General features: G+C 66.1%; 16 protein-coding genes. 5 read left to right on the top strand and 11 right to left on the bottom strand.

Going from position 1 to position 20,619, the window contains the following annotated elements; genetic code table 11:
- Together HDC96_RS10120 and purD are read left to right on the top strand one after the other, a co-directional pair.
- Positions 1–552, top strand: a complete 552-nt coding sequence (locus HDC96_RS10120) for an ImmA/IrrE family metallo-endopeptidase (RefSeq protein WP_179459881.1) — start codon at positions 1–3, stop codon at positions 550–552.
- On the top strand, positions 552–1,838 hold the full coding sequence (gene purD / locus HDC96_RS10115; RefSeq protein WP_179459880.1) for a phosphoribosylamine--glycine ligase: 1,287 nt from the start codon (positions 552–554) through the stop codon (positions 1,836–1,838). Before HDC96_RS10120 ends, purD begins: the two co-directional genes overlap by 1 nt.
- Positions 1,839–2,033: 195 nt before the next feature.
- Here the strand turns inward: purD and rpoH are convergent, their stop codons facing one another.
- The 6 genes from rpoH to rhlB form a co-directional block, all read right to left on the bottom strand.
- A complete protein-coding gene (gene rpoH / locus HDC96_RS10110; RefSeq protein WP_019183519.1) occupies positions 2,034–2,909 on the bottom strand; it encodes an RNA polymerase sigma factor RpoH in 876 nt (291 codons plus the stop codon).
- 490 nt (positions 2,910–3,399) lie between these two features.
- Positions 3,400–4,119: a uracil-DNA glycosylase gene (gene ung / locus HDC96_RS10105; RefSeq protein WP_179459879.1), complete on the bottom strand. Its 720-nt coding sequence runs from the start codon at positions 4,117–4,119 to the stop codon at positions 3,400–3,402.
- On the bottom strand, positions 4,116–4,958 hold the full coding sequence (locus HDC96_RS10100; RefSeq protein WP_176987995.1) for a response regulator: 843 nt from the start codon (positions 4,956–4,958) through the stop codon (positions 4,116–4,118). The genes ung and HDC96_RS10100 overlap by 4 nt, the downstream gene beginning before the upstream one ends.
- A 7-nt stretch (positions 4,959–4,965) precedes the next feature.
- Entirely contained in the window at positions 4,966–5,916 is a 951-nt protein-coding gene (gene ftsX, locus HDC96_RS10095) for a permease-like cell division protein FtsX (RefSeq protein WP_179459878.1), read from the bottom strand.
- Positions 5,913–6,599: a cell division ATP-binding protein FtsE gene (gene ftsE, locus HDC96_RS10090; protein WP_019183511.1), complete on the bottom strand. Its 687-nt coding sequence runs from the start codon at positions 6,597–6,599 to the stop codon at positions 5,913–5,915. Before ftsE ends, ftsX begins: the two co-directional genes overlap by 4 nt.
- 160 nt (positions 6,600–6,759) lie before the next feature.
- The gene (rhlB, locus tag HDC96_RS10085; protein WP_179459877.1) at positions 6,760–8,478 is read right to left on the bottom strand and encodes an ATP-dependent RNA helicase RhlB; all 1,719 of its coding nucleotides are present in this window, start codon (positions 8,476–8,478) and stop codon (positions 6,760–6,762) included.
- A gap of 560 nt (positions 8,479–9,038) precedes the next feature.
- Between rhlB and trxA the strand changes: the two genes are divergently transcribed.
- Positions 9,039–9,368: a thioredoxin gene (gene trxA, locus HDC96_RS10080; protein WP_176987992.1), complete on the top strand. Its 330-nt coding sequence runs from the start codon at positions 9,039–9,041 to the stop codon at positions 9,366–9,368.
- Between the two features lie 221 nt (positions 9,369–9,589).
- Positions 9,590–11,386: a transcription termination factor Rho gene (gene rho, locus HDC96_RS10075; protein WP_179459876.1), complete on the top strand. Its 1,797-nt coding sequence runs from the start codon at positions 9,590–9,592 to the stop codon at positions 11,384–11,386.
- A 123-nt stretch (positions 11,387–11,509) separates the two neighbouring features.
- On the opposite strand, the gene HDC96_RS10070 is transcribed toward rho, so the two are convergent.
- Complete coding sequence (locus HDC96_RS10070; RefSeq protein WP_218842141.1) at positions 11,510–12,787, bottom strand: sugar MFS transporter; 1,278 nt, start codon at positions 12,785–12,787, stop codon at positions 11,510–11,512.
- Positions 12,788–13,113: 326 nt separating this feature from the next.
- Here HDC96_RS10070 and HDC96_RS10065 point away from each other — a divergent pair, with 326 nt between their 5' ends.
- Positions 13,114–14,700 (top strand): sensor domain-containing diguanylate cyclase, encoded by a 1,587-nt coding sequence (locus tag HDC96_RS10065; protein ID WP_179459875.1) that lies wholly within the window; start codon positions 13,114–13,116, stop codon positions 14,698–14,700.
- A gap of 42 nt (positions 14,701–14,742) precedes the next feature.
- On the opposite strand, the gene HDC96_RS10060 is transcribed toward HDC96_RS10065, so the two are convergent.
- The 4 genes from HDC96_RS10060 to HDC96_RS10045 all read right to left on the bottom strand — a co-directional run bounded on the left by HDC96_RS10060 (position 14,743) and on the right by HDC96_RS10045 (position 20,606).
- Positions 14,743–15,618 carry an energy transducer TonB gene (locus tag HDC96_RS10060; protein WP_179459874.1) on the bottom strand — a complete coding sequence of 292 codons (876 nt, stop codon included), beginning with the start codon at positions 15,616–15,618 and terminating at the stop codon, positions 14,743–14,745.
- Between the two features lie 57 nt (positions 15,619–15,675).
- A complete protein-coding gene (gene aceK / locus HDC96_RS10055; protein ID WP_179459873.1) occupies positions 15,676–17,388 on the bottom strand; it encodes a bifunctional isocitrate dehydrogenase kinase/phosphatase in 1,713 nt (570 codons plus the stop codon).
- A 183-nt stretch (positions 17,389–17,571) separates the two neighbouring features.
- A complete protein-coding gene (locus HDC96_RS10050) occupies positions 17,572–19,797 on the bottom strand; it encodes an NADP-dependent isocitrate dehydrogenase (RefSeq protein WP_179459872.1) in 2,226 nt (741 codons plus the stop codon).
- A gap of 305 nt (positions 19,798–20,102) precedes the next feature.
- Positions 20,103–20,606, bottom strand: coding sequence for a hypothetical protein (locus HDC96_RS10045; protein ID WP_179459871.1), 504 nt, complete (start codon positions 20,604–20,606; stop codon positions 20,103–20,105).
- Positions 20,607–20,619 lie beyond the last annotated feature (13 nt).

Raw genomic sequence — 20,619 nt, 5'->3', positions numbered from 1 at the left:
GTGAATAATTATTCCCCTGTCAATGCGGCCAGCGATTTGCTCGCCCTAGCCGCAGAACATGGAATCCCTAGGCGCCCACCGATTGACATAGCATCAATAGTTGAACGCCTTGGAATAAATGTAGATTATGTGAATGAGCCCGGGGATTTGGTTGGACAGATAACAAAATACCAAGGCTCTTGCAACATAGTAATTAACCAGCACAACAACTGGTATGAACCAAGGCTCCGTTTCACGCTAGCCCATGAGATTGGACACTTTATTCTCCACCTTAATAAACATGAGGATGGAGAGTTTAAAGATACACCCATAACGATGAGTAGAACTTCGTCGTACTGGGACAGAACCGAGGCCGAGGCGAATTCATTCGCAGCCGAACTACTAATGCCCAGCGACCTCATATTCCAAGAAGCAAATTACATCATCTCCGAATATAAGCAAAGCCACAACGCTCAGATATCAAAAGATGAGTTTAAGGACAGAATGAGCAGAGCATTTAATGTTTCGTTTGCAGCCATGGAATACCGACTTTCTAATCTTGGAATATTTTAATGAATATCCTGGTCATCGGCGCCGGCGGCCGTGAACACGCCCTGGCCTGGAAGCTGGCCCAGTCCGCGAAGGTCCGCGAGGTCATCGTCGCGCCCGGCAATGCAGGCACCGCCACCGAGCCCAAGTGCCGCAACGTGGACGTCAAGGTCACCGACCTGGACGGCCTGCTGGCGCTGGTCGGCACCGAAGACATCGGCCTGACCGTGGTCGGCCCGGAAGTGCCGCTGGTGGCCGGTGTGGTCGACCGCTTCCGCGCCGCCGGCCACCGCATCTTCGGGCCGACCGCCGCCGCCGCGCAGCTGGAAGGCAGCAAAGCGTATGCGAAGGACTTCCTGGCCCGCCACGGCATTCCCACCGCGTTCTATGCCGTGCACACCGAGGTCGAACCGGCGCTGGCCTACCTGCGGGAGAAGGGCGCGCCGATCGTGGTCAAGGCCGATGGCCTGGCCGCCGGCAAGGGCGTGATCGTGGCGATGACCCTGGCCGAGGCCGAGGACGCAGTGCGCGACATGCTCTCCGGCAATGCCTTCGGCGATGCCGGCGCACGCGTGGTGATCGAAGAGTTCCTGGACGGCGAAGAAGCCAGCTTCATCTCGATGGTGGACGGCAGGACTGCGCTGCCGATGGCGACCTCGCAGGATCACAAGCGCGTCGGCGACGGCGACACCGGCCCGAACACCGGCGGCATGGGCGCGTACTCGCCAGCCCCGGTGGTGACCGACGAAGTGCATGCGCGCGTGATGCGCGAGGTGGTCAACCCGACCGTGCAGGGCATGATCGCCGACGGCATTCCGTTCACCGGTTTCCTCTATGCCGGCTTGATGATCGATGCCAGCGGCGCGCCGAAGGTGATCGAGTTCAACGTGCGCTTCGGCGACCCGGAAACGCAGCCGGTGATGCTGCGCCTGCAGTCGGACCTTGTGGACCTGGTGGAAGCGGCGATCGACGAGCGCCTGGACACCGTGGAGGCGCAGTGGGATCCGCGGCCCTCGCTGGGCGTGGTGATGGCGGCCTCGCCGTATCCGGAAACGCCGATCACCGGCGACGTGATCCATGGCCTGGACGCGGTCGCCGCGACGGCCAAGGTGTTCCATGCCGGCACCACGCTGGATGCGCAGGGCCAGGTGCTCAGCGCCGGCGGCCGCGTGCTGTGCGTGGCGGCATTGGGTGGCACGGTAGGCGAGGCACAGCGCAACGCTTACGCCGGCGTCGGTGCGATCCACTGGGCCCATGAGTTCCACCGCCGCGATATCGGCTGGCGGGCGATTGCGCGCGAGCAGGGCTGAGGCAGATCAAGGGCAGCAACGGCTGCCATGTAGCGCAAAGGCCCGGCATTGCCGGGCCTTTGTTCTAGAGGACGGCGTCGATACCGCGCCCTTGATTGGTACGGCGTGAACATCAGCAAGTGGCGTGCCCCAGCTGCCGGAAAAGAAAAGGCCCGGCAGTGCCGGGCCTTATCATTTACTCAGCGGCTTACTGCATCACGCAGTAAACAGCGCCTTCATCTTTTTCAGCGCGTTCGCCTCGACCTGTCGAATGCGTTCGGCCGACACGCCGTACTCATCGGCCAGCTCCTGCAGCGTCACCTTGCTGTCCGCGTCCAGCCAGCGACGGCGGATGATGTCGCGCGAACGCGCATCCAGCTCGGCCATGCCTTCGCGCAGCAGCTGCAGCTGATTGTCTTCGCTGTCCATCCGCTCATACGCCATCGAAGGATCTTCTTCGTTGGCGCGCAGATAGGCAGCCGGCGACGGCGGCGCATGGTCGTCATCGTCATCGCTGGAGAGATCGAAACCGATATCGCGGCCGGACAGGCGCGACTCCATCTCGAGCACTTCGCGCTCGGACACGTTCAGGTCCTTGGCCACCGCACTGACTTCCGCCGCGTTCATCCAGCCCAGACGGGTCTTGGATTTGCGCAGGTTGAAGAACAGTTTGCGCTGCGCCTTGGTCGTGGCGACCTTGACGATGCGCCAGTTCTTGAGGATGAACTCGTGCATTTCCGCACGGATCCAGTGCACCGCGAACGACACCAAGCGAACGCCCATGTCCGGGTCGAAGCGCTTCACCGCCTTCATCAGGCCGATGTTGCCTTCCTGGATCAGGTCGCCCAGCGCCAGGCCGTAGCCGTTGTAGCCACGGGCCACGTGCACCACGAAGCGCAGGTGGGAATGGACCAGCTCGCGCGCGGCGTCCAGGTCCAGCTCGTCGCGGAAGCGGCGGGCCAGGTCCTGCTCGTCATCGACCGACAGCACCGGGATCTGGTGCACGGCACCGATGTAGGCGTCCAGCGAACCGAGCGCACTGGGAATCGGGAGATTGTTTGCCACAAGGGCAGTAGAGGTGTTCTGGCTCATAGCACTCATCTTAGCAGTCCCGGAATTGGACTGCTAAAGGGGAAAGAAGTTCCAGCGTTCTGTTCATGGGATGCTGGCACCGATCACCCCGCTAACGTACCGCGAAATGATGACAGTGGCGAGGGGCTGGAAATAAGGCATAAAGTCGAATTAAATCAATGACATAGGTTAATGAATTGGGCGCCAGGGCGTGTTTTCTGGCTGAACGGGCCGCAGGGAAGCGGCCATTCACCCCGAAAAGGTTGTCGGCAGTTCAGCCAGGCATGGCCTGGCTCTACCCCCAATCACCTTTCAGCCCGGTCGCGCCATGGCACCGCGACCAATCACCGCCCAAACCCGGCCGCCAACACCGCAATGCCCGGTAGTGCCACGCCATGCGTGGCAGGCCCGAACCCACCGAAGCCGCCATCCACGCCCGCGTGGCAGGCCAGCCCCCAACGCAGCCGGAAGCTGCACCATGCATGGCAGCCGAGAGAACGGCGAAGTCGGCTTATACCGGCAAATCCAGCGCAGCGCGCGGCGGCAGCGACCAGTCGATGCGGTCGTGGCCGCGGCGCTGCAGGTACTCGTTGGCCATCGAGAAATGGCGGCAGCCCAGGAAACCGCGATGCGCCGACAGCGGCGAAGGATGCGGCGCCTTGAGCACGCGATGCCGACCGGTATCGATGACCTTGCCCTTCTGCTGCGCGTAGCTGCCCCACAGCACGAACACCAGGCCTTCGCGCTCACGGTTCAGGGTGTCCACGACGTGATCGGTGAAGCCTTCCCAGCCGCGACGCTGGTGCGAGCCGGCGTTGCCCGCTTCCACGGTCAGCACCGCGTTGAGCAGCAGCACACCCCGATGCGCCCACGGCAGCAGGCAGCCATGGTCGGGGCGCGGGATGCCCAGATCGGCCTCGATCTCCTTGTAGATGTTCAGCAGCGACGGCGGCACCGGCACGCCCGGCATCACCGAGAAACTCAGGCCGTGCGCCTGGCCTGGCCCGTGATACGGATCCTGGCCGAGGATGACCACCTTGACCTGGTCGAAGGGCGTGGCATCGAAGGCGGCGAATATCTGCGGGCCGGGCGGGAACACCTGCGCCCCCGCCGCCTTGCGCTGGCGCAGGAACGCGGAGAGTTCGCGCATGTCCGGGCGCAGCAGGTAATCACCGATACGCGTCTTCCAGCTCGGCTCGAGCTGGATGCTGGGCACTACATCGTCATTCATCGCACTACAGGCTTGTCGTTGAGGCGGGACAGGCGCAGCTGGAACAGCACCTTGGTGATGAGCAGCCGCTCTTCGATCGGTTTCTGCACCAGATCGTTGGCACCGGCCTGGAGCAGGCCGGATTGATTGTGCGGGTTGCCGTCACCGGTCATCACCAGCACCGGCAGGCGGCGCTTGCCGTAGCCGAAATCCACGCGCACGCGCTGCACCACATCGCGGCCACTGAGTTCGCCCTTGAGCGTGACATCGGTGAGCACCAGGTCGATGCGGTGGCTGCTGCGGCCGAGCGACTCGGCCGTGAGCAGCGCGAAGGCATCTTCGGCGGTCAGCACGTGCAGCACGTTCAAGCCCTGCCGTTCGAGCATGCGCTTGGTCGCTTCGGCGACGACGCGGCTGTCTTCGACGTAGAGGATGGTCGCGCCGGGAATCGTCTCCGGCTGCACATAGCCACGGATGAAGGTGGCGAGTGCTTCGTGGCCCAGCGCCTTGTCGAAGTAATCGGTGACGTACTCGGTGAAGCGGCGCTGCTCCAGATGTTGCTGCGCGTCGCCGGAGACCACGATCACCGGCACGTAGGCCTGGCCCGCCGCGTCGCGCACGATGCGCGCCAGGTCCAGTCCGTCGCCATCGCTCAGGGTGAGCGAGGTGGTGACCAGGCTGACCGGCCCGGCGTCCAGCGCCGCACGCGCCTCGGCAATGCTCGCGCAGCCCACCACCTCCACCGCCGGCAGTTCGCGTTGCAGCACATCGGCAATCAACTTGCGGACCAGCCTGGAGCCGTCGACGACCATCACGCGCGGTGCGTCGTCGGCGAGGTGCTTGAGGGCTTGCGGACGCATGCGGGCCTCAGGTTTCGGTCGGACGGGTCTGGCGCAGGAAATGCCCCGTCACCAGCCAGGCGCCCAGCCAGCCCAGCACCACGGTGCCGAGCAGCACGAACGAGGAATGCAGCAGATCCAGACCATGCAGCACGAACGGGCTGCCATAACTCTGCGAGAGCGCGGCCAGCGGCGGGCGCAGGGCCAACCCGGCCGCACCGATCAATGCCAGGGCGACCGCGCCGGCGCCCAGGCCGTACCACGCGCCCAGATACAGGAAGGGGCGACGGATGAAGCCATCGCTGGCGCCGAGCAGCTGGAGCACGCCGATCTCATCGCGACGGGCCTGGATGTCCAGCCGCACCGTATTGCCCACCACCAGCGCGGCACCGAGGCCGAGCAGCACCGACAGCACCTGCACCAGGCGCGTACCGAAGCCCAGCCAGCCATCCAGGCGCTTGCGCCACAGCGCATCGTGCTGGACCAGGTCGGCCTGCGGCAGGCCTTCCAGCGACTGCGCCAGGCGCGCGTCATCGGCGCCCTCGCCCGGGGTCACGATCAGCAGGGTCGGCAGCGGATTGTCATGCAGTGCATCGATGGCCTCGCCGAGCCCGGCGCTCTCGCGCAGCTCGGCCAGGCCCTGCTCCGGCGTCTGCACCGTGACGTTGGCCACGTCGGCGCGACCGCGCAGGGTCTCGGCCACCTGGCGGGCGGCATCGGCACCGGCGTCGGTCTTCAGGAACAGGTTGATGTCGCGCGACTGCTGCACGCTGCCGGCGAAGTGCTTGAGGTTGTCCAGCGCGATCGACAGGCCCAGCGGCAGGGCCAGCGCCAGCGCCATGACCATCACCGTGAGCAGCGTCGCCCACGGCTTGCGCCACGCGCGGCCGAGGCTGAAGACCACGCTGTGGCCGTGATGGTGCAGCCACACGCCCAGGCGTGAGGGCGCGGCGGTTTCTTTGGTCACCGGTGCGTTCATTCGGCCAGGTCCTGCGGCGAGATGTCATCGACCAGGCGGCCGTGGTCCAGGATCAGCACGCGCTTGCGCATGCGCCGCAGCAGGGCCAGATCGTGGCTGACCACCAGCACGCTGGTGCCACGGTCGGGCAGCTCGGCGAACAAGGCCATGATCTCCGCCGCCAGTGTGGGATCGAGATTGCCGGTCGGTTCATCGGCGACCAGCAGCTTGGGCTCGCCGACGATCGCGCGGGCGATGCCGACGCGCTGCTGCTCACCGGCCGACAGCTGCGAGGGCAGCGCCTTCTCTCGGTGCCCCAGGCCCATGCGCTCGAGCACCGAGCGCACGCGCTTGCCGATCTCGTTGCGGCGGGTGCCGCGCAGGATCAACGGCAGGGCGACGTTCTCGGCGATGCTGCGGTCCATCAGCAGGCGGTGGTCCTGGTAGACCGCACCGACCTCGCGCCGATGCCGCGGAATGCTGCCGCCGCGCACCTTCAGCAGGTTGCGCTCATCGAAGATCACCGCGCCGCGGCTGGGCCGCTCGTCGAGATGGATCAACTTGAGCAGGGTGCTCTTGCCCGCACCGGAGTGACCGGTGACGAACAGCATTTCCCCGGGGGCGACATCGAAGCTGACGTCCACCAGTGCCTGGTGGCCGCCGGCATATTGTTTGCTGACATTGTCAAAACGCAGGACGCTCATCCCCTGATTATGCAGGACGAGGGTGGCGTGTAGGTAACGGCAACCGGGTGGGTCTGCTCCGTAGTGCCGGCCGCTGGCCGGCTCCACGTGGTGCGTGCACCGTGCAGAGCCGGCCAGCGGCCGGCACTACCCCAGGCGACGCAGGTCGGGCTGTCAGGTCTTACGAACCGGACAGCATCCGGCGGATCTTGCGGCCCAGGCGGGTCAGGAACGAGGCGCCCGGGTCGGCGGCCGGCGTGCCGCGCATCGGCTTGGCGGTCACCTGCACCGGGGTCACCGGGCCGGTCGCTGCGGCGCCTTCGGCACCCTCGACCGGACGCCCGTGGCGACGACGACGACGCTTGCGCGGCGCGCGCTCACCTTCCACGGCCGGGCTGCCTTCGGCAGACGGGGCAGCAGTCGGCGCGAGCTGCGCCTTGGCCTCGGCATCGACCGCATCGACGGCGGCGACCGGCTGCTCGCCTTCCACGCGCGGCTTGCGCTCGCGGCGCGGCTTGCCATCGGCACTGCGCTCACCCGGGGCGCGGCGCTCGCCGCGGCCACCGGACGGCTTGCCGCCACGGCTGCTGCCACCGCCACGGCGCTGCTCTTCGGCGGCCCGCGCTTCGCGTGCTTCGCGGAAGATCTGGCCGACGCTCTCATTCTCGTCGCCCTCGGCATCGCCCTCGCCTTCCGGCAGCGGGGCGCGCGGCGCGCGCGGGATCGGGGTCAGGATCTCGCTGGTGACCGGTTCGACCGGGATCTTCTGTTCGATGTAGGCCTCGATGTCCGGCAGGCCCATCGCATAGCGCTCGCAGGCGAAGCTGATCGCATCGCCCTCTTCGCCCAGGCGCGCGGTACGGCCGATGCGGTGCACGTAGTCTTCCGCATCGAACGGCAGATCGTAGTTGTAGACGTACTTGATGCCATCGATGTGCAGGCCGCGGGCGGCGACATCGGTGGCCACCAGGATTTCCAGCTGGCCCTTCTGGAAGCGGTTGAGCAGGCTCTCACGCTTCTTCTGCGGCACATCGCCGGACAGCACGCCGACGCGGTAGCCGGCCTTTTCCAGCGAACGCGCGACGCGCTCGACGAACACCTTGGTGTTGACGAACACCATGGTGCGGGCGCCTTCGCTGCGCGAGAGCAGGCCCAGCAGCAGCGGGATCTTCTCTTCGTCGGCCGGGAAGTAGATGCGCTGGCGCACGCGGGCGGCGGTGATCGATTCGCTCTCCACCACCAGCTTCTGCGGCTCGTTCATATGCTCGTAGGCCAGCTCCAGCACGCGATGGCTGAGCGTGGCACTGAACAGCAGCGTCTGGCGCGTGGTGCGCTCGGGCATGCGGCGCAGCAGGAAGCGGATGTCCTTGATGAAGCCCAGGTCGAACATGCGGTCGGCTTCGTCGAGCACGCAGATTTCGCAGGCGTGCAGCGAGACCACCTTGTGCTGCTTGACGTAGTCGATCAGGCGGCCCGGGGTGGCGATGATCACGTCCACGCCCTGCTGCAGGATCTCGCGCTGCTTGTCGTAGTCCACGCCACCGTAGACCAGCGCGAAGCGCAGGCCGAGGTCGGAACCGAACTTCACCGCGTCCTTGTGGATCTGGATGGCCAGCTCACGGGTCGGGGCCAGGATCAGCGCGCGCGGATCTTCCGGCTTGCGGTCGGCCAGCGCCGGGCGGGTCAGCAGGCGGTTCACGACCGCGACCAGGAACGCCAGGGTCTTGCCGGTACCGGTCTGGGCCTGGCCGGCGACGTCGCCGCCGGGCAGTGCCACCGGCAGGGTCAGCGCCTGGATCGGGGTGCAGCGGGTGAAACCAGCACTTTCAAGCCCGGATTGGAGCGCCGGATGCAGGTCGAAAGTGGAGAAGGTCAAATCGGTCAGCGGTTTGTCGCTCATGAGTCCGTCTTGGTAAGGCCATCCCGGCAGAGGTGCGGGGTGGCTTGCAATCTTGGGGGGCACCGTCGCAAACGGCCCCTGCGCCGGGATTGGCGGGGCCGGACTCCAGGTCCAGGGCGCCGCACAATGCCCCAGTTTAGCGCAATGTCGGCGCCAAACCGGGATAGTTCGTCGCACAACCCAATGAGAATTCCCGCCCGGCGCGCCATTGCAGGGCGGTCCAGCGCTCCGGGAGTGACCTGCACCTCGCGTTCACCGGGCCTGCCGGCGGTTGAACGGCCCCTCTGACGGGGGTGGAACCGGCGTCCAGGCCCCCGCATATCGAAGGGGATCGTCGCGACACTGCAGGAAGGCGATCACGGGACGCTTCTTTCCAACCAGCGTCTGTCCGGTCACGGCGATAGCGTTACACTGCGCCCCGTGAGCGTCCAGGCATCCGCCGAACGCACCGCTGGCCGCCCGCGGCCACGAGGCATCAGACGCGGGTGACGCCCTGTTGGCGTTGCCCAACTTCAACCTCCTCCGGCCCGGCCGGGTGCATTTCCAGACGAGAGACCAAGATGAGCGACAAGGTTGTACATGTCAGCACCGCTGACTTCCAAAGCGCAGTACTGGATTCCAAAGAGCCGGTGCTGGTCGATTTCTGGGCCGAATGGTGTGGCCCCTGCAAGATGATCGCCCCGGCGCTGGACGAGCTGGCCGACGCCTACAACGGTCGCGCCAAGATCGCCAAGGTCAACGTCGACGAACAGCGCGAACTGGCCGCCAAGTATCACGTGCGCTCGATCCCGATGCTGCTGGTGTTCAAGGACGGCGAAGTCCAGGCGCAGCAGATCGGTGCCGTCGGCAAAGCACAGCTGGCCGGCATGCTGGACAAGGCCCTGGCCTGATCGCAGCAGGCAGCCGGCCCGTCCGGCTGCCACGCGGGCCCGTCGCCCGCATGAATGACCCTGCCCCACCCGGCTTGCGCGCCGCCGCGAGCCGGTGTTAGTGTCGGCATATCCGGCCGCATTCGCGCGCCGCATCTTCTGGACGCAGTTTCCTTCCAGATCCTTTCCCAACGTTCGCCGCCCTGCCGGGCGCTCGCACCTTCTAGCGAGGAATCCAGCACTTGTCCGATATCACTACTTCCGAACCCGGGAGCGCCGACGCGCCCGCCGAGAAGCGCGTGCGCAAGCCGCGCGTCGCCAAGGCCGCCGCCAACACCGGTGCCGACGCAGGTTCCCCCCCCTCACAACCCGCTCTGCCTCTGGCTGCCGCGTCTGACGCGCCGGCGCCGGCTGCCGCTCCTTCGGCAGCTCCGCAGGCATCGGCACCGGCGGCTTCTGCCGGTGGCGACGCATCGCCCTCGCAGGGCGGTGGTCAGCAGGACACCGGCGACGGTGGCCAGCGCAACCAGAACGGCCGCAACCAGAACCCGCAGGGCGGGCAGAACCCGTACCAGCAGGGTCAGGGTCAGAACCAGGGCCAAGGCCAAGGCCAGGGTCAAGGTCAAGGCCAGGGCAACCGCCGCGATCGTTTCCGCAATCGCCGTGACCGCAACCGCGGTGGCGATCGCTACAACGACGACGGCATGCCGCAGGACAGCGGTGAACAGCAGCCGTTCGTGCGCAGCCAGCAGGCCAACGTGCCCGAAGGCTTCCCGGTCTACTCGCTGAGCGACCTCAAGCGCATGCCGGCGCAGAAGCTGCTGGAAATCGCCGAGCAGCTGCAGATTTCCGAAGGCGTCGCCCGCGCCCGCAAGCAGGACGTGATCTTCGCCCTGCTCAAGGTGCTGACCCGCCATGGCGACGGCGTTGCCGCCGACGGCGTGCTGGAAATCCTGCCGGACGGCTTCGGCTTCCTGCGCGCGGCCGAAGCCAGCTACCTGGCCGGCCCGGACGATACCTACATTTCGCCCAGCCAGATCCGCCGCTTCAACCTGCGCACCGGCGATCATCTGTCCGGCCGCATCCGCTTCCCGAAGGACGGCGAGCGTTACTTCGCGCTGTCGATCGTGGACACCATCAATGGTGAGCCGCTGGAAGCGTCGAAGAACAAGGTGCTGTTCGAGAACCTGACCCCGCTGTTCCCGCGCAAGCGCTTCACCCTGGAACGTGGCAACGGTTCGTCCGAAGACATCACCGGCCGCATCCTCGATCTGATGGCACCGCAGGGCAAGGGTCAGCGTTCGCTGATCGTCTCCCAGCCCAAGGCCGGCAAGACGATGATGATGCAGCAGGTGGCGACGGCGATCACCACCAATCATCCGGACGTGCACCTGATCGTCCTGCTGATCGATGAGCGCCCGGAAGAAGTGACGGAAATGCAGCGCACCGTGCGCGGCGAAGTCATCAGCTCCACCTTCGACGAGCCGGCCGCCCGTCACGTGCAGGTCGCCGAAATGGTGATCGAGCGTGCCAAGCGCCTGGTCGAGCACAAGAAGGACGTGGTGATCCTGCTCGACTCGATCACCCGCCTGGCGCGTGCCTACAACAACGTGGTGCCCAGCTCCGGCAAGGTGCTCACCGGTGGTGTGGACGCCAACGCCCTGCACCGTCCGAAGCGCTTCTTCGGCGCCGCGCGCAACGTGGAGGAAGGCGGCAGCCTGACCATCATCGCCACCGCGCTGGTCGATACCGGCAGCAAGATGGACGAGGTGATCTACGAAGAGTTCAAGGGCACCGGCAACAGCGAAGTGCACCTGAGCCGTCGCATCTCTGAAAAGCGCGTGTTCCCGGCGATCGACATCAACCGCTCGGGTACCCGTCGCGAAGACCTGCTGATCGAACCGGAACTGCTGCAGAAGATCTGGATCCTGCGCAAGCTGCTGCATCCGATGGATGAAATGGCCGCGATGGAATTCCTGCTCGACAAGATGAAGAACACCAAGTCCAACGACGAGTTCTTCGGTTCGATGAAGCGCTGATCGGCGCATCATCCGGACAGGAAAAGGCCCCGCATTGCGGGGCCTTTTTCGTATCGACATCCTGACTTCGGTGTGTTCCGGACGGTGCGGCGCGCTGGACTATCCACCCGCCGTCGCGTTGCCTCAGCCGCCGGGGCGCGAACCACGCCACGCGTAGAACGCAATGAACACGTAGCACAGCATGGGCAGCAGGAAGGACAGCTGCAGCCCGTGGTGGTCGGCCAGCCAGCCCATCGCAAGGGGAATGACCGCCCCACCGACAATCGCCATCACCAGCAGGCTCGAGGCCTGTCCGGTCAACGTACCCAGCCGTGCGATCGCCAGCGCGAAGATGGTCGGGAACATGATCGAGTTGAACAGGCCGATGCTGACCACGCTCCACTTGGCCAGGTTGCCGCTGCCCAGCATCGTCACCGTGAGCAGAGCCATCACGATCAACGCGAAGACACCCAGCATGCGGCGCGGGTCGAGACGGGTCAACAACGCCGCACCGAGCAGTCGACCGACCAGCGCACCGCCCCAGTACAGCGACACGTAGCGCGTGGCTTCCTGCTCGGTCAGGCCCTCGCCGATGCCCGGCATCGAGAGGAAGTTGACCAGCACGCTGCCGATCGAAACTTCGGCGCCCACGTAGAAGAAGATCGCCAGCACGCCGTAGCGCAGGTGGCGGTGGCGCAGCGCATCGCGCAGGCGGCCGCGACCACGCTCATCGGCGCCCTCCACACCGGGTATGGCCGGCAGGCGGAACATCCAGATGGCCGCCGCCAAGGCGAACAGGGCCACGGCCAGGCCGAGATACGGAAGCTGCACCGACTGCGCTTCGGCAGCGCGATACGCCAGCGCTTCCGCCTGTGGCAGCAAGGCCAGCTCCTCGGCGGTGCGCGGCGCTGCCGACAGGATCAGCAGCCCGCCGAACAGCGGCGCGATGGTCGTGCCCAGCGCATTCATCGACTGCGCAAGCGTCAGCCGACTGGAACTGGTCTGTTCCGGCCCGAGCAGCGCGACGTAGGGATTGGCGGCCACCTGCAGCACCGTGATGCCGGTGGCCAACACGAACAGCGCACCGAGGAACAGGCCGTACACATGCGCCTGCGCAGCCGGCCAGAACAGCAGCGCGCCGACGCCGGCAATGGCCAGCCCGGCGACGATGCCACGCTTGTAGCCCACCGCCGCGACCAGGCGCCCGGCGGGCAGCGACATCAGGAAGTACGCGCCGAAGAAGGTGAACTGGACCAGCATCGCCTGCACCCAGGTCAGCGCGAACGCCGCCTTGAGATGCGGAATCAGGATGTCATTGAGGCACGTGAGGAAGCCCCACATGAAGAAAATGGCGGTGACCACGGCCAGTGCAACGCGATTGCTTTGCACATGGTGTCCGCGGACGGCAGCGGGGGTATCCATCGCGTGTCCTTCAGATAGGGAATGCCGGTCAACTGGCAGCCAGACATGGAACCCGCTTGCGCCTCGATTGTCCAGCACTGTCGGCAGCACACGCGGCAGCGCTCCGGGCACGACATGCACCGGCTGCCGCCGCTTCACCCACGCGGCAGCGTAATCCGCAATAATCGCCGCCGAAAGAGTTGTTGACCGCCCGGGGGCGGGATCGTCGACGGATGGGCGCGGGATGCGTACCGGTTCAGGGCGATGTCGTGCGCTCCTGACTGCTTCGCCGTTGCCGTTCCACCCGCCTGTCCGGTTGGCGCTGCACCCTGTTGCCCGTGAACCGCATGCGCCCGTTGTCTGCCCGCCTCACTCTCGGCACGTTGATCCTTGCCTTGGCCCTGCTCAGCGCGACCATCGCGCTGGTCAATACCCTGCATGCCAGCTACCGCGTGCAGCGCGAGCAGTTGATCGGCAACACGCTGGAAGCCAACCGCGTGTACGCCAGCAAGCTTGCCGAGTCGACCCAGAACTTCGTGCTGTCGGCCCAGCAGCAGGTGGCCTACAGCGCCACCCTGCTCGGCCAGCGCCGTCACGATCGCGAGGCGCTGGAAGCCGAGGCCGCGCGTCTGCAGCTGCAGACCAACAGCTTCAACTCGGTGCTGATCGTCGATGCGGGCGGCACCGTGCTGGCCACCTCGCCGCAGAGCCTGGCGCTGCAGGGCGTACTGCTCAAGAGCAGCGGCAACCGCGATGCCCTCGATCGTCGCGTGCCCTTCATCAGCGACCCGTACGAGTCGGCGACAGGCAGGCTGCTGGTCGCGATCTCCCATCCGATCTTCTCTGCACAGGGCGAGTACCAGGGCTACGTCAGCGGGACGATCTACCTGCGCCAGCGCAGCATCCTGCAGTCCCTGCTGGGCAAACACTATTACCGCGATGGCTCTTACCTGTACGTGGTCGATCGCCATGGTCGCATCCTGTACCACATCGAACAGAACCGGATCGGCGAGTTGGCGCTGGAAAACCCGGCCGTCCAGGCGGTGACCCAGGGGCATTCCGGCGCGCAGCAGGTGCGCAACAGCCACGGCGTATTGATGCTGGCCGGCTATGCACCGGTGCCGAGCGTGGGGTGGGGCGTGGTCGCCCAGCGCCCGACCACCGCCACGCTGGCCGCGTTGTCCAAGCTGATGTCCTCGGTAATCTGGAACGCGATCCCGCTGGGCATCCTGTCGCTGTTGATCACCTGGTGGTTCGCGCGGCGCATCTCGCGGCCGCTGTGGCAGCTGGCGCGCAACGTGCAGAACCGCGACACCGGCATCGCCATCCGCCATGTCACCGGCATCCGCGCCTGGTACTACGAGGTCGCACAGCTCAAGACCGCGCTGCTCTACAGCTTCAACCTGCTGCAGGACCGCATCGGCAAGCTCAACCGCGCCAGCATGACCGACCCGCTCACCGGCCTGCAGAACCGGCGTGGCCTGCAGCAGGGGCTGGAAGACTGGCAGGCGCGCGGGCAACCGTTCGGGATCATCGCCGTGGACATCGACCGCTTCAAGACCATCAACGACCGCTTCGGCCACGCCGTCGGCGATGCGGTGATCCTGCGCATCGCGCAGCTGATGCGCAATGACGCACGCGATACCGACCTGCTCTGCCGCAACGGGGGCGAAGAGTTCCTGATCCTGCTGCCGGGTATCGATGCGGTCAACGCGGCCCGGGTGGCCGAGCGCCTGCGCGTGCAGGTCGCCGCCGAAGTGTTCGAACAGGCCGGCACGGTGACCGTGTCGCTGGGCGTGGCCCACTATCCGACCTATCACGCCGATCCGCAGCAGGCACTGCGGCTGGCCGACAAGGCGCTGTACATGGCCAAGGAACAGGGCCGCAACCGCACGGTGGTCTACCCGCAGCCGGAAGGGCCAGGCAACGGTTGAGGCACGGGTCGCGGGCGCAGCACGCCCGCGATCCTGTGCGGATCAGCCGCCCAGCGGGGTCAGCAGTTTCGGTGCTGTGCTGGTGGCGTCCGCCATGAACACGCCGCCGGCGGGCAGCAGGTCGGCGTTGGCATCGGCAGCCAGTGCACTGTCCCTGCGCCACGGTGCCTGCTGGCGCGGGCCGGGAATATAGGCGTCCCAGCGGCCGTAGCGCGCAACCTCGTCGCCGAACGAGAAACGCACAGGGACCCTGACGGTCCAGCTGGCGTCATCCTTCCCATCGCCGGTAGAGGGCGCCTTGAAGGTCCACTTACGTGCGGCGCCCATCGACACGCGGGCCAGCTTGTCGCGCATTTTCCGCATGTTCGCCTCGTTGGCGATCACACGAAGATTGACCTGCTCGGTGGCCACGTCCAGCACCTTTCCATCGCGCCCGACCTGCACCAGGAGCAGTACATCGCCACGGCCGCGCGCATTGAAGACATCCTCGGGATACGCCGGCGGCGACATCCTCACCTTGGTGACGTTGTCGGTCGAGGTTTCGTCGTACGTCTCGAAGTTCGCTGCCAGCAGCGTGACCAGGCCGGTGCCATCGGGGTTGTTCTTCGCACCCAGGCGGATGGTGGCCGGCGTACGTGCCTTGACCGCCTGGCCATCCACCAGCACCGGGGCGAAACGCCACGTCTTCACAGCACCTTCGACGAACGTGACGATGGTCTCGTCGACCTGCGCGCGCTTGTCCAGGCGGAACGCCTCGACCTGGCCCTCGGTACCGATATCGATCTCACCGGTCAGCACCATGCTCGCTTCAGCCTGCTCGCGCACCTCGCGCTTCGTCTGCGCGGCCACATCGAACAACGTCGACGCCCCCACGCTCCCCAGTACAAGCATCAACGCAACGCTTCGGAATGAACGCATCTCACCTTCTCCTTGTGGATGCATGCAAGCGTACCCCGGGTTTCCCGGAGAGGCCAATCAGGCAAGCCTATTGCTTGCTGCATAAGGAGGCGTATCCGGATATTGACCGGCCGCGAACCCCACCTGCAACCGCTGCCACCATGCGGGATCGAACAGGTGGGCGAAATGCTCGCGCACCGCCGCCAGCTCGGCCGCCGGCAGGCCCATGAACATCCAGAAGCGCTCCGGAAACACATCGCGCGGACCGATCTGGAACCACGGCTCGTCAGCCAGCGCTTCCTCTTCGTTGCGCGGGGTCGGCCAGGTTCGGAAGATGCACTCGGTGACCAGACACAGCTCATCGTAGTCGTAGAACACCGCGCGCCCGTGGCGCGAGACGCCGAAGTTCTTCGGCAACATATCGCCGGGAAAGATGTTGTTGCGCGCCATGTCGGTGATTGCCTGCGCATAGTCCAGTGCGGCCACGCGTCGCGACTCCACGGTCTGCTCGCGCAGGTACAGGTTGAGCGGACGGAACCGCCGCTGCACGTAGCACAGCGCGATCACCAGTTCGTCGCCGTCCTCATGCACGCTGCTGGCGCACTGGGTCAGCAGCTCTTCGCGCAGCGCCGCGGAGAAGCGCGCCCGCGGGAAGCGCAGGTGCCGATAGGGCTGCGCGTCAAGCAGTCGGCCAACACGGTCCAGGTTGAACACCAACGCATACTTCTCTTCGACCTGGTGCCGGGTCATGGTCTTCGGCCAGGCAAAACGGTCCCGGATCAGCTTGAACACCAGCGGATAGCTGGGCAGGGTGAACACCGCCATGACCATGCCGGGCGTGCCGTCGGCATGGACGAGCTGCTCGCCCGGCTGCTCATGGAAGTGACGGAAGAAGGTGCGATAGCGTTCGGTCTTGCCCTGCTTGGCACGCCCGAGCACCGTGTAGATCTCATCCACCGGCTTGCCCGGCAGCAGGCTGCGCAGGAATACCACCGCGTCGCCCACAGTCGCCAGGTCCGCCTGGAAATAGCTGCGCGAGACGCCGAACAGATGGGCGACATCGCGGCGCCGGGTCAGCACCGCATCCACGCGAACACCGCGTTCGTCATGCACCAGCGCGATCACGCAGGGCGAGAAGCGATGCTCGCCGAACACGCGCCCGACCAGATAGGCGCGGCGCTCACGGTAGAAGACGGTGTCGAGCAGTTCGATGCTGCGCACCGGGTAGTCGCCCCAGTGCGCCAGATCATCCTGCAGCCGCACCGCGATCGCGGCGGCGCAGCGCAGCTGGTGCGCATAGGGCACATGGAAGCGATAGTCACCAAGGACGCGCATGAACGCATCGGCCGGGCGCGTCGGTGAGAGGGTATAGCTGTGTCGCGCGACGGGATGGGTGATGGCGTCGGACGGCTCCACATCCATCGCCATGAACTCGATTGCCCCGTCCACGCCGCGGGTCGCGAACAGCCGGCGTGCCAGCGTGTTGTAGAAGGTCTTGTACAGTTCGGCGTCGATCAATCCGGCCAGCAGCGCGGCATAGGCCGCGCGAACCTGCAGCCACAGCGCGCGCTCACCCACACGTTCACCGACTGCGCGGCGCAGGGTATCGACGGTCTCGGCGATGCACTGGTCATACAGCGCGATGCGCTCCACGGCGTCCTGCCGCGCACCCACCCAGTCGCGCTGTTCGAAGCGCTGCCGCGCACGCCGGCTGATCGCCGCGAAGCGCGCATGGTAGTCCTCGAAGCCATCGCGGATCAGCCGCGCGAGCGCGTCCGGCGTCGCGTTCATGCGACGCCCCGGAGGGAGCAATGATGGAACCGGCAGGAACAGCAGGCGTGCATGCAGCCACTTCCAGAGGACCTGCCGCCACCATACGGCAGCGACTGGGCGCTTGCCCAGCGGGCACCCATGAAAAAACCCGCGCCGGAGCGCGGGTTCTTCATCGATCACCGCAGGTGCGGGACCGCTGCCTTACAGCGCAGCCAGCGCGCTGTTGAAGGTGCTGCTCGGACGCATCGCGGCGCTGGCCTTGGCCACGTCCGGACGGTAGTAGCCGCCGATGTCGACCGCCTTGCCCTGCACCGCCGCCAGCTCACCGACGATGGCCTGCTCGTTGTCGGCCAATGCCTTGGCCAGCGGAGCAAAACGGGCCTTCAGCGCGGCATCGTCATCCTGCGCGGCCAGGGCCTGGGCCCAGTACAGCGCGATGTAGAAGTGGCTGCCGCGGTTGTCGATGCCGCCCAGCTTGCGCGAGGGCGACTTGTCGTTGTCCAGGAACTGGCCGTTGGCCTGGTCCAGGGTCTTGGCCAGCACGGTGGCACCGGCGTTGTCGTAGCGGTTGCCCAGGTGCTCCAGGGACGCGGCCAGGGCCAGGAACTCGCCCAGCGAATCCCAGCGCAGGTAATCCTCTTCCACGAACTGCTGCACGTGCTTCGGCGCCGAACCACCGGCACCGGTCTCGAACAGGCCACCACCGGCCATCAGCGGCACGATGGAGAGCATCTTGGCGCTGGTGCCCAGCTCCATGATCGGGAACAGGTCGGTCAGGTAATCGCGCAGCACGTTGCCGGTGACCGAGATGGTGTCCTCACCCTTGCGGATGCGGTCCAGCGAGAAGGCGGTCGCTTCCACCGGCGCCAGGATGCGGATGTCCAGGCCGCTGGTGTCGTGGTCCTTCAGGTAGGTCTCGACCTTGGCGATCACCTGCGCATCGTGCGCGCGGGCAGCGTCCAGCCAGAACACCGCCGGGGTGCCGCTCAGGCGGGCCCGGTTGACGGCCAGCTTCACCCAGTCCTGGATCGGAGCGTCCTTGGTCTGGCACATGCGCCAGATGTCGCCGGTCTGCACGGCGTGCTCGAAGATCACCTTGCCGGCGTCGTCGGTGACGCGCACGGTGCCGTCGGCCGGGATCTGGAAGGTCTTGTCGTGCGAACCGTATTCCTCGGCCTTCTGCGCCATCAGGCCGACGTTGGGCACCGAGCCCATGGTCGCCGGGTCGAAGGCACCGTGGGTGCGGCAGTCGTCGATCACGGCCTGGTACACACCGGCGTAGCAACGGTCCGGAATGACGGCCTTGGTGTCCTGCAGCTTGCCGTCCGCATTCCACATGCCACCGGAGTCGCGGATCATCGCCGGCATCGAGGCGTCGACGATCACGTCGCTGGGCACGTGCAGGTTGGTGATGCCCTTGTCCGAGTTGACCATGGCCAGGCCGGGACGCTTGCCGTACTCGGCAGCCAGGTCGGCCTTGATCGCTTCCTGGGTGGCCTCGGGCAGCTGCGGCAGGCGCGCGAACAGATCGCCGATGCCGTTGTTCGGATCGAAACCGGCCTGCTTGAGCACGTCGGCGTGCTTGGCCAGCACATCCTTGTAGAACTCTTCGACGACCACGCCGAACATGATCGGGTCGGAGACCTTCATCATGGTGGCCTTGAGGTGCAGCGAGAACAGCACGCCCTTGGCCTTGGCATCGGCGATCTGCGCCTGCACGAACGAGGCCAGCGCATTGCGGCTCATCACCGCGGCGTCGACGATCTCACCGGCCTTGACCGCGGTCTTCTCCTTGAGCACGACGCTGCTGCCGTCGGCCTTGAACAACTCGATCTTCAGGCTGCCGGCGTTGGCCAGCGTGGCCGACTTTTCGCTGCCGTAGAAGTCACCGCCGTCCATGTGCGCGACATGCGACTTGGACTCGGTGGACCACTTGCCCATGCGATGCGGGTGCTTGCGGGCGTAGTTCTTGACCGACAGCGGCGCACGGCGGTCGGAGTTGCCTTCGCGCAGCACCGGGTTGACCGCGCTGCCCTTGACCTTGTCGTAGCGCGCCTTGATGTCGCGCGAGACGTCGTCGGTCGGCACGTCCGGGTAGTTCGGCAGCGCGAAGCCCTGGTCCTGCAGCTCCTTGATCGCGGCCTTCAGCTGCGGCACCGAGGCGCTGATGTTGGGCAGCTTGATGATGTTCGCGTCCGGGGTGGTCGCCAGCTGGCCCAGTTCGGCCAGGTGGTCGGCTTCCTTCTGGTCGTGCTTAAGGTAATCCGGGAACAGGGCCAGGATGCGGCCGGACAGCGAGATGTCGCGGGTTTCCACGGCGATGCCGGCGGTGGCGGTGTAGGCCTCGACGATCGGCAGCAGCGACTGCGTGGCCAGGAACGGGGCTTCATCGGTGAGCGTATAGAGAATCTTGGGCGTGTTCGACATGGGGGATCAGGGCTCTCTTGCAGATCTCGTGAATGATGGCCGACGGCAATGCCGGGCCGCGTGCAACCGTGTCGCGTGCAGGGCCTCGCAGAGCGTGGCCCGCACTTTCCCCGGGGACCGCGCCAACCAACGGCGCGCACGGCGGGAAACCCCCGCATTGTCGCGTTTTCAGCCCCCCGGAGCAAAGCCGCCCCATACGCAAACGTACTGGAACGCTGTGGTCCGGCAGGCGCCCATAAAAAAGACGCAGCCTCGCGGCTGCGTCCATCGTGAGCCTGTTGCCGGGAGAGAGTCGGCGTCTAGGCTTACTTGACCTCGAACTCCTGCGGCGATCCAGCCGCCTTGCCATCTACCATGACTTCGGCGCGGTACTTGCCCGCCGGCCAGCCATTGGCATTCTTGAAGGTGATGTTGGTGGTCTCGGCGCCGGTCGCGTTCACGACCTGGTTCTGCTCACCGGCGACCTGGCCATTCTGGAAGGTCAGCTTGGCCGCCACGTTGGCGTTGTTGGCGCTGCCATCGGTGCGGATGGAGACGATGATGTCGTCCTTCGGCGCGAACAGCGCGGCCGAGGTAACCATCTTGTCCGCTGCGGCGGTCTTGCCGACCGTGACGGAAGAAACCATCACCCCCGTGGCAGCGGTCATCGGCTGCGGGGCGGCTTCTGTCATCGGTGCCGGCGCGGCCGGCGTCATCGCGGCGGGCTGCGCATTGTTGTCGGCGGTATCTTCTTTCTTTTTACAGCCGGCGAGGGCCACAGTGGCCAGAAGCGCGGCGAGAACGGCAGTACTGATGGACGACTTCTTCATGGAGGTTGCTCCC

The organism is Stenotrophomonas sp. JAI102 (genome assembly GCF_013409105.1).
GTDB lineage: Bacteria > Pseudomonadota > Gammaproteobacteria > Xanthomonadales > Xanthomonadaceae > Stenotrophomonas > Stenotrophomonas maltophilia_AA.
Note: the sequence above shows the minus strand (reverse complement) of the source record. Positions and strands in the feature narration are given on the sequence as shown.

Bases quoted from the DNA above. Each gene is read 5' to 3' on its own strand.
- purD (WP_179459880.1), top strand. From the start codon at position 552: ATGAATATCCTGGTCATCGGCGCCGGCGGCCGTGAACACGCCCTGGCC.
- rpoH (WP_019183519.1), bottom strand. From the start codon at position 2,909: ATGAGCCAGAACACCTCTACTGCCCTTGTGGCAAACAATCTCCCGATT.
- ung (WP_179459879.1), bottom strand. From the start codon at position 4,119: ATGAATGACGATGTAGTGCCCAGCATCCAGCTCGAGCCGAGCTGGAAG.
- HDC96_RS10100 (WP_176987995.1), bottom strand. From the start codon at position 4,958: ATGCGTCCGCAAGCCCTCAAGCACCTCGCCGACGACGCACCGCGCGTG.
- ftsX (WP_179459878.1), bottom strand. From the start codon at position 5,916: ATGAACGCACCGGTGACCAAAGAAACCGCCGCGCCCTCACGCCTGGGC.
- ftsE (WP_019183511.1), bottom strand. From the start codon at position 6,599: ATGAGCGTCCTGCGTTTTGACAATGTCAGCAAACAATATGCCGGCGGC.
- rhlB (WP_179459877.1), bottom strand. From the start codon at position 8,478: ATGAGCGACAAACCGCTGACCGATTTGACCTTCTCCACTTTCGACCTG.
- trxA (WP_176987992.1), top strand. From the start codon at position 9,039: ATGAGCGACAAGGTTGTACATGTCAGCACCGCTGACTTCCAAAGCGCA.
- HDC96_RS10070 (WP_218842141.1), bottom strand. From the start codon at position 12,787: ATGGATACCCCCGCTGCCGTCCGCGGACACCATGTGCAAAGCAATCGC.
- HDC96_RS10065 (WP_179459875.1), top strand. From the start codon at position 13,114: ATGCGCCCGTTGTCTGCCCGCCTCACTCTCGGCACGTTGATCCTTGCC.
- HDC96_RS10060 (WP_179459874.1), bottom strand. From the start codon at position 15,618: ATGCGTTCATTCCGAAGCGTTGCGTTGATGCTTGTACTGGGGAGCGTG.
- aceK (WP_179459873.1), bottom strand. From the start codon at position 17,388: ATGAACGCGACGCCGGACGCGCTCGCGCGGCTGATCCGCGATGGCTTC.
- HDC96_RS10050 (WP_179459872.1), bottom strand. From the start codon at position 19,797: ATGTCGAACACGCCCAAGATTCTCTATACGCTCACCGATGAAGCCCCG.
- HDC96_RS10045 (WP_179459871.1), bottom strand. From the start codon at position 20,606: ATGAAGAAGTCGTCCATCAGTACTGCCGTTCTCGCCGCGCTTCTGGCC.